The sequence below is a fragment of the Paenibacillus sp. LHD-38 genome (assembly GCF_031157315.1).
Taxonomy (GTDB): domain Bacteria; phylum Bacillota; class Bacilli; order Paenibacillales; family Paenibacillaceae; genus Pristimantibacillus.
In genome coordinates this window covers 1-13,483 of record NZ_JAVIFU010000012.1, presented here as the reverse complement: position 1 = coordinate 13,483, position 13,483 = coordinate 1, and the positions used below count along the sequence as shown (strand labels likewise).

Here is a 13,483-nt window from a genome sequence, read left to right as displayed (position 1 = left end):
TACATCAATCCGTACATCGGATTGCTGATTGGAGCCATTTTCCTCAACTGCGGGTTTTATCACTTCTACATTAATAATTTCGACGTCGTTGTTTTTACTCATTGCTATTGCACCTCTCCTTCCATTGCTATCAATGGCAGGTTCATATCGATGGACCCTGCTGCCGTAACCTTCATGCGAAGAATTTCGTTATCAATCAGATACTCGCCCGGAGCAGCGATTGCATCTTTTATTTCCGTCCATTTTCCCGTTTTATCATTCCAAGCCGTAACGGTCATAATGGTATTAGGTATTCCGTTATTAAATATAATATCTAGCTTGTCATACTTGACCTGTCCCGAATTGGGAAGCTGATATTCAAAAATAAGCTCGCCGTCACTCATGGAATAGGTGCCGTTTCCGTAATTTTCTAATCGCTGCATGCTATTTTGCTTAATAATTGGATTAACGAGACCTGCCGGTACAATGGCGCGATTCCCGTCGACAAAGGACGGTTCAAGCTTCTGGGTCCAGAGCTTCAAATTATCTGACCTTACGTTTTTACCGTTCACCTTGTAACTCTGATCATGGTCAATGCTGAAGCCCACGATAACAGGGCTCGGTGCCAAAATCCCGCCGTTATTGCGATTCACGTAATTGTCCACAAGCTGACGTTGACGATAGAAATCATCCTTCATGCGATTTGATGGGTATGGAAAAATTTTGTCTCCATAAGAATAATAGCCGGAAAAACTGCCGATGCCATTCTTTATTGTCGTTTTTCCGCTTTCACCTTTCTTCAAGTCGCCGAAAAGCAAAGTTTGTCCGTTAATAAGGAGTGCTACATCCGTGAGATCGGTCGAAGTATCGTTTTTTGCCGTTACTTCGATTTCATTCTTCGACTGCTTATAAGCTAACGTCAGCTGCCCTGGCTCGCTGTCCATCATGCGCCGTTCCAACCATACCTTTCGGGTTGACCAATAGGGAACAGAACGCCAGATCATCGATGTTCCGTCATTCTCCATGATGACCTGTTCTTTTCCGTCTAGCGCAAGCGCAGCGTTCTGGAAGTTTGCTGAATACGTTTTGATATTTACTTTTTCATCGAATTCCGCTTTTACCGTGCCGCCAGTGGGCATAAATACCGCTGTTGCGCCCGAACGCACTGCCTCTCCTCGTCCGGTGAGCTCGATAATCTCAATGCTATGGGAAGAGATATTTCTTTTATCTTCTGCGCCGAAGAAAAATATGGCGATTCCTGTGATCACCGAAAGAGTCGGAATAAGCCACCAAGACCATTCTCTACGATCTGCTTTTACTAAAATCAGATAGAGCACAGGAGCAACAATAATCATATAACCTACGAACATCAACAGCAGCAACGTGAAATTAGGTGGTTTAATTGATGGAAATTGATCAATCAAATTATTCATGTTCCAATACATCTCATTTGAGACATTGATCGATCCCGGCTGAATCGGAGTTAGCGTTTTTTGAAGCATACTTGCCCAGAGCACCGCGCTCCCAGACCAAGTAGACATCGGCTCAAGCGATGGATCAAAAGCGACATAAATTACGCTGCCGAATCCGATCACGCGAGACACTGCGAGCGGCAAGTCGTTTTCAGCAAGCACCGCTTTTCCATCCGTAATGGTGCCAGTCGAGACGGTCATTGGAGCCTCCAGCTTTAACGCGGCTCCGCCTGCGTTGACAAGCGATGAAACACTCGTTAGCTTCGTTGTTCCCGTCGCTCCGAGAGGAGCAATTTCTTTGAAGCCTTCAGCAGTTTTGCTGTAACCTACTCCTCCGGACAGCACGAGCGTTCCGCCCAGCCGGACCCAATCTTGTATCGCTTTTATCTTAAGCTCGTCCCAGCTTGCCGTTGCCATGTCATTAATGACGAGCGTATCGATCGTATTCAATAAAACGGGATCTGTCGGCAATTCCTTTTCTTCTATTGGAATAACAGCGATATCAAAGCCCCTTTGGTTTAAAGACGGCATGAAATTCAATGTATCCGGATCACGAGAAATGACGCCAATCGTATTTGTGTTTGTCGTCCTCGCATTTATAAAGTCATTACCGATAATCGGAACGGTCTTGCCAGATTTGAATGAGTCCTTAAAAAATCGAATTTGGTTGTTGTTTTGATTAAGCAATTCGCCTGGAATGGATGCCGTTAATTCAATAGCAGTCCCCTTGGGAAGCTCGGCAGGTATGACGATATCGCTAGAGGTTTGTGTGTTAGCCATAAGATAAGAAATGACAAGCTCGCCTTTCAAATCCGCATCCGTCGTATTTGTTAAAGTAAACCTTGCCGGATACCATTCATTTTGTTTCATGTTTCCTTGATAGCCTACACTGACATTCAACAAAATCCCGCTCTCTTCAGGAGCGGCTTGTACTTGTCCGGTCACTCCCAATATTGCGGCAATCATGCTGAATAAGACCGTAAATATGACGGCCCGGTTTCCTTTTCTCAAAAATCGATTCACTTTCCGACCCCTCTCTTTACTCGTCATTCAATTTATGTACATCCTTATTTTAACGGTTTTTACAATCAAAAGGTTGCAAAAATTCCCTAATTTTCAAATTGAGCAAAAAAAAGCGACAGTACCGATTGCATAAGAATAACTTATGCTAACCTGAACACTGTCGCTTTAAATTCTATGATTTTCCTTATAAACGAACGGCCGTCCCGCTAACGGCGACCATCAGCATGCCTTCACGTACGACCTCATAGTCGATATCGATTGCAACGATCGCATTTGCTCCAAGCCTTGCCGCTTGGTTTTTCATCTCATCAATCGCTACATCGCGTGCTTCCTTTAGTTTACTCTCATATGCGCCCGAACGTCCTCCGACAATATCCGTTATCGATGCAAAGAAGTCGCGTACGACGTTTGCACCCATAATCGCTTCACCGGTAACGACTCCTACATAATCCTGAATAGGACGACCTTCAATGGTTGGCGTTGTCGTAATTAGCATGCTTAAGCTCCTCTCGCTTCTCTAGAAGCGTTTCTTATTGTTTTGCTTCTATTACGATGAAGCTTGGCTAAATGTTTCAATTAATTGGAAGGAAGCTCTACCAGCTTGAGCTGCAAAAGCTCATCTGAACCAATTTGAATCGTCATCCGGACCCTGACTCCAAATTCTCTGGCATCCTTACGCAGCCACAGCACAAAGCTCTCCTCGGCTTGTTCATCAGATAAAACTTTTCTGCCTTCATATTTATAATCAATAATCGAGGCATCGCGGTAAGTCTTTGACGTTTCCTCGATTGCAATCCTCCCCCACTTTGCGTAAGCAGGCTCTGAATATATTGCCGTTTCGCCCGATGAAGTCACCTCAGAATGAGCTAGGCTGAGCAAAACAAAGACAGCCTTCATTACGATATGACGCAGCATTTAACCACCACCTGTCAATTGAAAAAGATAGGCTTAGGTTCACCAACTTAGAATCGTCCTATTCGCGTTTGCAAAAGCATCCAGCAGAAGGTTAGCCTGCTCTAGATGATTATCAAACGAAGTAAGAGAAAAAAGAAGACTGCCTTCAGGTTTTCACCTCAAGACAGCCTTCTGCGTTTCAAATGCAATCCGTGACTTTATTAGCCCTCTTCAACCGCACGGTGCTTCCGCTTGCGATTCAAGAATTCATACACGACAGGAACAATAATGAGCGTAAGCAAGGTGGAGCTTGTTAGTCCCCCAATTACGGTAACTGCCATCCCTTTCGAAATCAAACCGCCGGATTCAAAACCGAATGCAAGCGGGAGAAGGGCACCAACCGTAGCAATCGCCGTCATCAAGATCGGACGAAGGCGAGTGCCCGCCGCTTCGATAAGGGATTCGCGAATTGAAAGTCCCTCTTTTTCCTTTTGGATCACGCGGTCAACGAGGACAATCGCATTCGTGACGACAATCCCGATCAGCATAAGTGCTCCTATCATTGCCGTTACGCTAAGTGTTTCACCTGCGATAAGAAGACCGACTAATGCGCCAATTATGGTAAACGGTAATGAGAACAAAATGGCAAATGGCGTTACTGCACCGCCAAAGGTAATGACAAGAACTAGATACACCACGGCAATGGCTGCGAGCATCGCAAGCCCGAGCTGAGTGAATGATTCATTAATTTGTTCGGTTACACCGCCCATATCAATGTCAACACCTGCCGGGAGCTCCGTCTCGTCAATCATTTTCTGCAGCTCAGTTGATACTTTACCAACATCAGATGCGGTTACATCCGCAGATACTTCAGCATAAATGCGATCATCACGTCTTGTAATCGTATTAGGCGATTCGCCATCTTCAATCGTTACCACATCTTTAAGCGAAACCTCAGTACCCATTTGCGAAGTCAATTTCACATTTTCAAGATCTGCTTTATTGCTGTAGGTTTTCGCTTCAACCTTCACATAAACGTTAAATTGCTCGCCATCCTTTTCGATGGTAGTCAGTACCGGACGCTCCCGTACGGGACTTAAAGCCATCGCAATTTGGCCTGCGGTTAAGCCGTTTTGGCTCAGTTTTTCTTGATTTGCAACGAGTCGGTATTGCTCATACGTTTCCGATAAGCTGGAATCGATGTTTTTCAAGTCTTTATTTTCAGCAAGCTTCTTAGTCAGATCATCCACAACAGGCTGGAGCGACTTCATATCCGGTCCATATACCAGCATGGATATACCTGATCCGCCTAGGCCGCCGCCTGAGAAGTCCTGCTGCTTCCACTCCCCTTCTCCGCCAAGTTCTTGAAGAAGCGGTACGATTTTTTCTTTTTCAGCCGTGAAATCCTCAAAATCTTCTTCATAGCTTAGGTTGAACAACGCTTGTTTTGAAGCGCCGGGACTAAACGGATTTTGTCCGCCTACTGCATACTGGACAACGGTAAGTCCTTCGCGACCCAGAAGCTGCTTTTCAGCATCAAGCGCCATTTTTTCAACCTGTTCGCGCGTTTCCCCAGGCGCAGGGTTATAAGAAACGACCATCATTTTCTGTTCATCGCCAGCTAAGAAGCTTGTGCCGATAACGGGAACAAGGAACAAGCTGCCGACTAAAAGGAGAACAGCCAAACCAAAAGCAATCGCTTTGTGGTCCAGTGACCAACGCAGCACGCTTTTATACCATTCAGCCAGACGACCCGGTTTATCATGATGCGCTTTGCCTGCCTTCGTTCCTTTACGGAACATCATGTGTGCCAGCATAGGCACAACGGTAATCGCTACTACCAAAGATGCCAGCAATGCGAATACGATGGTTAATGCGAATGGAAGAAATATTTCACCGATCATGCCGGATACAAGCCCCAGTGGCAGGAATACTGCAATCGTTACGATTGTCGATGCCAATATCGGCACGAACATTTCTTTAGTCGCATCAAGGATTAACTCCTTGCCCTTCAGCATCTCCGTAGGCAAAGCCATTCGGCGGTAAACGTTCTCGATAACGACGATGGAATCATCGATAACACGTCCAATTGCAACGGTCATCGCTCCCAGCGTCATAATGTTAAGCGTAATATCCATTTGGCTTAATATTAACAGCGCGATAAGGATGGACAGCGGGATCGATACGACAGCAATAATCGTGGAGCGGATATCGCGTAAGAAAATCATGATAATAATGACAGCGAACAATGCTCCTATAATGGCTTTGCTAAGCATGGTGTGAACGGAATCCTCGATCGGCTTGCCTTGATCAAGCGTCATTACAAACGATAGTCCTTCATTTTTGCTCTCAAGCTCTTTAATTTCCTCTTTTACGTTGTTAACGACATCAACCGTATTGGAGTCAGCGGAATTAACGATGTTTAATCCGATGGCTGCTTTGCCGTTCGTACGGGAAATCGACTCGGCTTTCCCGATAACGCTGATATCCGCAATATCGCTCAGCTTGATGCCCGGCATGATGATCATATTTTTCAAATCATCTTCGGTGGAAATATTGCCGTCAATGACGAGTGCTTTCTCAGAGTCACCGAACTCATAAATACCGAGCGGCACAGAGACGGCAGACGCTTGAATAATGCCCTTTACCATGTCCTCAGTCAAACCAGTTTGCTTCAGTTTATCCTGTTTAAATGCAAGCTCGCCTTCCTTCACGTTCTGTCCGGAAATTTGTACGCTGGCTACACCTTCAATCCCTTGCAGACGCGGCAGAACATTATCCTGCACTTCCTTCGTAAGCTGCTCCAGATCCAATTTATCATTAGAGAGGCTTAACGAAACAACTGGAAAAGCATTCAGGCTGATACGGGATACCGCTGGGTCTTGCGCACCATCCGGCAGCGTCAGCTCAGACAGCGCGTTTTTCACTTCCGTCGCTGCTTTATCCATATCCGTCTCGTACGTATACTCAATAACGACCGATGAAGCATTTTCATAGGACGTAGAGCTGATCACTTCTACGCCTTTCAGATTTCGCGTGCGCTGCTCAATCGGCTTCGTAATTTTGTCCATGATTTCTTCCGGCGCAGCTCCGGGAAAGACCGTTGTGACGCTGACGATCGGAACCGTAATGTCAGGCAGGGTTTCCATTTTCATATTCAAACCCGAATAGAGTCCCGCAAATAAAACTAGCAGCGTCAAAATCCATAAAGCAAATTTGTTATTAAGCGAAAAACGGATAATACTTTTCAATTTTCCCCACTCCTTATCATCTATCTATACTTTAAAACGATAACCGACTCCCCAAATCGTCTCGATATATTGGGGTTTTGACGGGTCATGCTCAATTTTTTCGCGCAGCCTCCGAATATGAACCGTAACCGTAGCAGCGTCTCCATTTGAATCCAAACCCCAAATTCGCTCGAAGAGCTCTTCTTTCTCAAACACACGATTAGGATGGGAAGCGAGCAGCAGCAGCAATTCATATTCCTTAGATGTCAGCATCGCTTCCTGTTCATGAATCATGACTCTGCGAGACGGTTTATCAATAAACAAACCGCGAATACGAATATGCTCGCCCCGCTCCCCTTTATTCGCTGTCAAACGCTCGTAACGAGCCAAATGCGCTTTCACCCTTGCCACTAGCTCGCTCGGGCTGAATGGCTTCGTCATGTAGTCGTCCGCACCTAAACCAAGTCCTCTAATCTTATCAATATCTTCTTTTTTCGCTGTTACCATAAGCACGGGAATATTAATGGATTGCCTAATTTGGCGGCAAATCTCGAAACCATCGACTTTTGGGAGCATGACATCCAAAATGATAAGGTCAAACTTTCCTTCCAATGCTTTCTGAAGTCCGATATCGCCTCTTCCTTCTATGTGAACGGAAAAGCCGTAGCTCTCCAAATAATCGCGTTCCAGCTCTGCAATGGCTTTCTCATCTTCAATGATTAGTATGCTCTTCATGATCATCCACCGTTTTAACGGTTGCTGATTTAGGAAGCTTTAAACAGAACCGGGCACCGCCATGCTCTGCATTTTCCGCCCAAACCGTACCGCCATGCCCTTCGATTATTTGTTTGACGATCGCAAGGCCAAGTCCGCTTCCGCCTGTTTCTAGATTGCGTGATTGTTCTGCGCGATAGAAACGATCGAATATAAATGGTAAATCATCCTCGTCAATCCCTGGTCCGGAATCTTCGATCACAATTAAAACATGCTGTTCCTGCTCCATTACTTGAACCAAAATTTTCATACTAGCAGGTTCGGTATGCTCACCCATGTATTTCACGCAATTGTTCAAAATGTTGGTCAGCACTCTACTCAGCTTATCCGGGTCAGCAGCAATGAAAAGCGGCTCTGCCTCTTGAATCGAATAAATTAATTCCATATCCGATTTCTCCAAATCAAACCGCTGCTCGTCCAAAAAATGCTCCATATAGCGGCGAATATCGATGACCTTGAAATCGAAAGCCACCGTTTGGAGATCAAGCTTCGAGAACAGGAACAGCTCGTCAATCAATTGATCCATGTCTGATGCTTTGCGGTAAATCGTTTCCATGTACCGGATCCGCTTCTCGTCGGTATTCGCAATACCGTCCATGATGCCTTCGACATAACCTTTAATTGCTGATATCGGTGTTTTTAAATCATGCGAAATATGCGACAACAGCATTTTTCGGTTTTCTTCATATTGAAGGCTCTGATCAATCGATTGCTTCAGTCTCACCCGCATATCCTCAAATGCGATGCTAAGCTGGCCAATCTCCCCCTTAGTCGTCGCCTCTACCTTATGAGAGAGGTCTCCGTCTTTAATTTGAAGAGCTGCCGCTTCAAGCTTCTTGATCGGCCGTATAATGCTCCTTGATACGAAATAAGTGAGCAGCAGGCTGGTTAAGCCAATGAATGCCAGGCTGAATGCCGTTCCGACCGGCCTCCAATAAATAGGTACCGTATCATATCTTCGGAACAGCAGGGCTCTTCCCTTACCACCATCCGGATAAGAAAAATCAACGGCACTTGTTTCAAAACGAAACGAATTAAACGTCACGGTTGAAGGCGGTTGATCCAACAAATTCTGCCAATCCGCATTCGGTGCAGCCTCTTTCAAAAAAGGAGCGACTGATTTGATTTGTCCATCCCGTGATACAAGAAGTCCCGCCCACTGCTCGCCTAACCTCTCTTGAATTTCGGCTAGGTATTCCTGCTTCTCCAACTCGCCCGCATCATTTCGCAGCACATAAGACAACTCGCCATACACGAGTGCTTGAAGATAAGGTTCTTTGTTTTCCTTTTCAAAATATTGCCGGACATCCTCAACCCCGCGAGCATAAAAAATGAATATCATGAAAGCACTCATTAATATGAGCGGCACGATGACCATCGCTATGTAGGACATGTACAGCTTTACTCGAATCGACAATTCCGATCACGCCTCGCAGATGCAATATTGTTGAATCTATGGTTTATCATAATGGCAATTTCTAAACGAACTTGAAACCAATTCTTACAAAATTATTACGTTTGATCGACTTTACAGAATTAATTAATGATATAACTATTTAATGATATTAAATTTAAGCTTCGTTAATTAGTCGAATATCTTTTCGATTTACTAATGATGGATAAAGAACTTATGAGCAAAACGGCTGTAAGCAGCCAAGTGTATAATATCCAGCTTATCGTTGAAAACTTCTGATTATAGGTAACCCATTCAAAGCCTCCAATAATTGCTAATATAAGAACAGCAAAAAATATCCCCCATCCTTTCTGATGGGACATGTAGGCCAATTGCAGTATTGAAGTTAAATATAAAGCCAAAACCGCGGCAGTAATTGGGGCAACGACCCAAATACTTATTGAAAAAAAGTTGCCTGAAATCATGAGTTTGCCGAATAAAAGAACAGATGCTGCCAATAGAAAAAGCCCCCAATACTTAAAAGGGCTTCGCGATTGTTGGTAAGCCGCAGACCGATTGTAGTTCCTTTTCCAATCTAAGTAGCGATATATGAAATAAAGTCCTGGTATAGCAGCTCCAAGAACCGATAACGAGAGCTGGAGAATATGATAGACATAATCGCCCATGAACTCGGTTTGCAGAAAAGGGACTCGAAGTACGAACCAACCTCCGCTGTGCGTAAAATGATCCAAAAACACATGGGACAAAAAACCAATAAATAAGGAAATGATAAACCTTATCCAGTCCGCGATCTCGCTCATACGCCAAGTCCGGTTCAGATAAGAAGCATATTGATGAATACCGCCGATTTTTGGCAGCAGCTCTGGCAGGGAAGGCTTAATAATAAAGTGAAATCCAAAAGCAAAAGCGATACAAATGGGCAGAACCAGCAGAAAAAATCCTTCTATGGAATGGCCAATGGAACGAAAGGGCTGCATCGCGATAAAGTACTCTATGTCCGGTGACAAGCTGCCAAGGATTAAGCCTGTCATGCTTAATGACGGAATTACCTTCTTTAGGGGTGCCGCAAACAAAGGGTGTGACAACGTAAATGGCATGCGGGTTTAAATCCTCCTTTTATTCTTTAAGTGTACCGAACTTAGGCAGCGGCCAAATGCGCAATACCGCTTTTCCCTCAATGCTTGATCTGGCGATTGGTCCAAGTGCGCGGCTGTCCATGCTATGCTCACGGTTGTCACCCATGACAAACAACTGTCCATCCTCTATTGTAAAAGGAACGGGTACGCTGCCGGCAAATGTCCGTCCTTTAACGTATTCTTCGTTAATTTTTTCTCCGTTTAAATATACTTCTCCGTTTTGGATATCAATGACATCTCCCGGAATGCCTACGACACGCTTAATCAACCTCAAATCACTCTCCGGTCCATTTATAATGACAATATCGCCATGCCGCGGCTCATGAAAATGATAGGACCACTTATCTTCGATTAATCTTTGACCGGCAATTAGCGTATTTTGCATGGAAACATTTTGAACCTCGGATTGCGCATATACATAGTTTTGAAACAGCAGGGCTGCAATAAAGGCAATCCCTAGCGATATCGTCCATTCTCTTAATTCCTTCATGAAGCCTTTTGATTGTCGTTTTTCTGTTTTCATTCGGTTTCACCTCTTCAATTAATAATAGCTGCTGCTGGGCGCTATTTAAAATGCCTTTGCTTATTACGCATTTGATTGGAGAAAGTTTCCATATGCACTCTGAAAATAGAAAGTGACAATGGAAGCCCTGATGCGCTAAAGTGGAAACGAAAGGGGGCTTCCGCAAATATGAATCCGATCTCCGCGGCGCAGCGATTTCTATTTACAACGATAACCATTTTATACTGGACTTCTATGTACGTATATGTCCCAACTTTATCGCCTTTTCTTAGTGATCGCGGTTTTTCCCTGCCTTTTATCGGCATCGTGCTGGGAAGCTACGGCTTCGTTCAAATGTTCGTGAGATTCCCGCTCGGTATTATGTCCGACCGTTTCGGTAAGCGCAAGCCATTTATTCTACTCGGCATGCTGACGGCTTGTATAAGCTGCCTCCTATTCCTCATCCCTGGTCTGTGGCTTTGGCCGCTCGCCGGCAGACTTATGGCAGGCGTTTGTGCTTCCACGTGGGTGGCTTTCACCGTTCTGTACGCCAGTTTTTTTGGTGCTGGACAAACAGGCAAGGCGATGGGAAATATTAGCGTTATGACGGTATCCGGTCAAATGATCGGTATGCTGCTAAGCGGCTGGCTTACAGACGGCTTTAGTGCGAATGCGCCTTTTGTGATGGGAGCTGTCATCGCAGTACTGGGGCTGGGTCTTACTTTCATGCTGAAAGAACCTCGTTCCGAGCAAAAGGATCAGCCAGGAATGTCATTTGCAATGATTAAAAATGTCGTGAGAACGAAAACGCTTTTACAGGTATCCCTGCTCTCCATTCTTGCGCATGGTGTCCTTTTTATTACGATGTTTGGCTTTACGCCGCTCAAGGCCGAGGAACTTGGAGCAGACGGGCTTAAGCTGACGATAGTTGTATTTGCATTCATGCTCCCTCATGCTTTTGCTTCACTCGTGACAGCAAGGTGGTTCACGCCTCGATTTGGTAATTGGGGCACGATAGGCATTGGTTTTATACTGAGCACCGTTTGCACTGCGGCAATGGTTTTTGGGGATTCTTTCGGCGTTTTGGTAGCTACGCAGGCGGTGAACGGCTTTGCCCAAGGCCTGCACATGCCTCTGCTGCTTGGTCTGGCCATTCGGGATGTTGCGCTTCCTGGTCGAGCGACAGCAATGGGCTTATATCAAGCTTTATATGCCATCGGCATGTTTTCTGGTCCTTTTTTGGCAGGATGGCTGAACGAACGCTGGGGCCTAAACGGAGGATTTTTATTCGGTTCGCTGCTTGGCGCATTAGCATTCGTGTTAGTCGTAGTATGGGCAAGGTCAGAGCTTAAAGTCGCTCATAACAATCAGCTTCATCGTAAAGAGGAGATTACAGGATGAATAGGCCACAACTTGTACTTGATATCGGTGGTGTGCTTGCAACCAATTTGTCACCGCTTTTCTGGCAGCTTCTTGCGGCTGATGTCGGCTTTGCTGAAGATGTAATCTATGGTGATTATAAAAAACTGGTGAGCGAACGATTATGGACGGGCGTTATTACCGAGGAGCAGTTTTGGGACTGGGTCCAGTCCTATGCGCATCAGCTAAACAAGGAGCAGGCTCGCGGCTATATTGATCGGAGTCTTCAGCCGCTTCCTGCTCTCGCAAAAGTAGCGGAATGGAGTGAAGTCGCAGAAATCCATCTGCTCAGCAATCATCTATCCGCTTGGGTTGATCCTATTGTTCAGCCGATCAGACCTTATTTGAAAAGTATGACCATTTCAAATGAGGTCGCTTTGAAAAAGCCTCATCCGGATATCTTCGCTAAGGTTATCGAAAAATTGCCTGCTGGCAGTCCCGTTTTATTTGTCGATGATCATCCCAAAAACACAAAACAAGCAGCTTCGCTTGGCTGGCGAACGCTGCTTGCCGATGAGGAAGGACTTTGGATTAAAAAGGTCATTCCGCTTTTAAAGCAAATAGGCGAGTAACAGAAGTAGAGCTCCGCTAACGAACCCGATGCTGAGCAAGCCTGCATCCGCTTGGTTAAAGCGAAGACGAAAGGCGTAAGTCGGCTTTCGCTTCTTATAACCGAAGCCGCGTGCTTCAAGGGCATCTGCCATTTGCTCGGCCAGACGGAGAACGGAACGTACATAAGGAATAAGAATAGGAACCAAATTTTTAAACGGGACCGTTTTTAAAGGCGTGACAGCTTTTCCTCTCGCATGGGCAAGCTTGGCAAATCGCTCCCACTCCCCTGTCAGCAACGGAATAAATCGAAAAATAAGCGTAACAATGAGTGCGAAGGAATGAATAGGCAGCTTTATTCTCTCAAGAAATCCAAAGGTTTGCTCAATGGCACGCTGCAGTCTATATGGCGTCATCAGCTTTAGAATAGGCATGCTTAAAACCATGACAAGCAGCAGCTTTCCAAACCTCAGCGCAATCGGCCATACCTTATCCCAATCGAAGGAAAGCGGCACAATTCCAATCCCGCCGATTATACAAAAAATGATAATCATAATGGCATACGCCCGAATCACTCGGATCCAAGGCCATATAAGCACTTGAAACGGCGCCAGCAGAACTAAGATAACCAATGCAGCTAACGACAGCTCTAAAGCTGTTTTTTGCGCCAATACGCATGCTGCCAGAAATAAATAGACGAGTATAACCGCACGAGGATCGAAGCGGTCAGAACGAAGCAGCTTCGATCCTATAACTGCCGGCGCTTTAATATAAAGCTGTTTTTCGTTAGTGAACCCCTTTTCCTCTTCAGGCTTCCCCGATATTTCATCCCTTTGTCTTTTTTCTATGTTGTGCTCCTTGGCGTCTGAACGAACGCTCTTTCCGCTTCTTGATTCAATTGCATTCGCAGCGCGTCTGTTTCCGCTTGTAACAACGGCTTCATGCTCCTGCGCCCTGCGCTCCAGCTCCGCGACAATCGCCGCTGCAGTCTCGCGCGGTGCCGGCCACGGCGCTCCGCTGCCCAGCGCCGCCTCTAGCGGCGGCAAAGCCGCCTTTGCGCGCAGCTCCGCCAGCGCGCGAAGCGCCTGCGG

The 13,483-nt window shown here is 45.7% G+C and carries 11 protein-coding genes; 2 read left to right on the top strand and 9 right to left on the bottom strand.

The genetic code is table 11. From position 1 onward, the window contains the following. Window positions 1–104: 104 nt before the first annotated feature. From RCO25_RS12155 to lepB, 8 genes are all read right to left on the bottom strand, one after another. Entirely contained in the window at window positions 105–2,474 is a 2,370-nt protein-coding gene (locus RCO25_RS12155) for a hypothetical protein (RefSeq protein ID WP_308996416.1), read from the bottom strand. Between the two features lie 184 nt (window positions 2,475–2,658). Continuing rightward, window positions 2,659–2,970, bottom strand: coding sequence for a YbjQ family protein (locus RCO25_RS12150; protein ID WP_308996415.1), 312 nt, complete (start codon window positions 2,968–2,970; stop codon window positions 2,659–2,661). Between the two features lie 80 nt (window positions 2,971–3,050). Further along, window positions 3,051–3,389, bottom strand: coding sequence for a DUF3889 domain-containing protein (locus RCO25_RS12145; RefSeq protein WP_308996414.1), 339 nt, complete (start codon window positions 3,387–3,389; stop codon window positions 3,051–3,053). A gap of 200 nt (window positions 3,390–3,589) precedes the next feature. After that, window positions 3,590–6,619, bottom strand: coding sequence for an efflux RND transporter permease subunit (locus RCO25_RS12140; protein ID WP_308996413.1), 3,030 nt, complete (start codon window positions 6,617–6,619; stop codon window positions 3,590–3,592). Window positions 6,620–6,643: 24 nt separating this feature from the next. Continuing rightward, a complete protein-coding gene (locus tag RCO25_RS12135; protein ID WP_308996412.1) occupies window positions 6,644–7,333 on the bottom strand; it encodes a response regulator transcription factor in 690 nt (229 codons plus the stop codon). After that, window positions 7,311–8,789 carry a sensor histidine kinase gene (locus RCO25_RS12130; protein ID WP_308996411.1) on the bottom strand — a complete coding sequence of 493 codons (1,479 nt, stop codon included), beginning with the start codon at window positions 8,787–8,789 and terminating at the stop codon, window positions 7,311–7,313. Before RCO25_RS12130 ends, RCO25_RS12135 begins: the two co-directional genes overlap by 23 nt. 164 nt (window positions 8,790–8,953) lie before the next feature. Next, the gene (locus RCO25_RS12125; RefSeq protein ID WP_308996410.1) at window positions 8,954–9,883 is read right to left on the bottom strand and encodes a DUF4184 family protein; all 930 of its coding nucleotides are present in this window, start codon (window positions 9,881–9,883) and stop codon (window positions 8,954–8,956) included. 19 nt (window positions 9,884–9,902) lie between these two features. Then, window positions 9,903–10,445, bottom strand: coding sequence for a signal peptidase I (gene lepB / locus RCO25_RS12120; RefSeq protein WP_308996409.1), 543 nt, complete (start codon window positions 10,443–10,445; stop codon window positions 9,903–9,905). Window positions 10,446–10,613: 168 nt separating this feature from the next. On the opposite strand from lepB, the gene RCO25_RS12115 reads away from it, so the two are divergent. Together RCO25_RS12115 and RCO25_RS12110 are read left to right on the top strand one after the other, a co-directional pair. After that, complete coding sequence (locus tag RCO25_RS12115) at window positions 10,614–11,825, top strand: MFS transporter (protein ID WP_308996408.1); 1,212 nt, start codon at window positions 10,614–10,616, stop codon at window positions 11,823–11,825. After that, the gene (locus RCO25_RS12110) at window positions 11,822–12,415 is read left to right on the top strand and encodes an HAD-IA family hydrolase (RefSeq protein WP_308996407.1); all 594 of its coding nucleotides are present in this window, start codon (window positions 11,822–11,824) and stop codon (window positions 12,413–12,415) included. Before RCO25_RS12115 ends, RCO25_RS12110 begins: the two co-directional genes overlap by 4 nt. Here RCO25_RS12110 and RCO25_RS12105 read toward each other — a convergent pair. Then, on the bottom strand, window positions 12,395–13,483 hold a 1,089-nt coding region (locus tag RCO25_RS12105; RefSeq protein WP_308996406.1), incomplete at its 5' end, for an energy-coupling factor transporter transmembrane component T. The two genes, RCO25_RS12110 and RCO25_RS12105, sit on opposite strands and share 21 nt — an antisense overlap.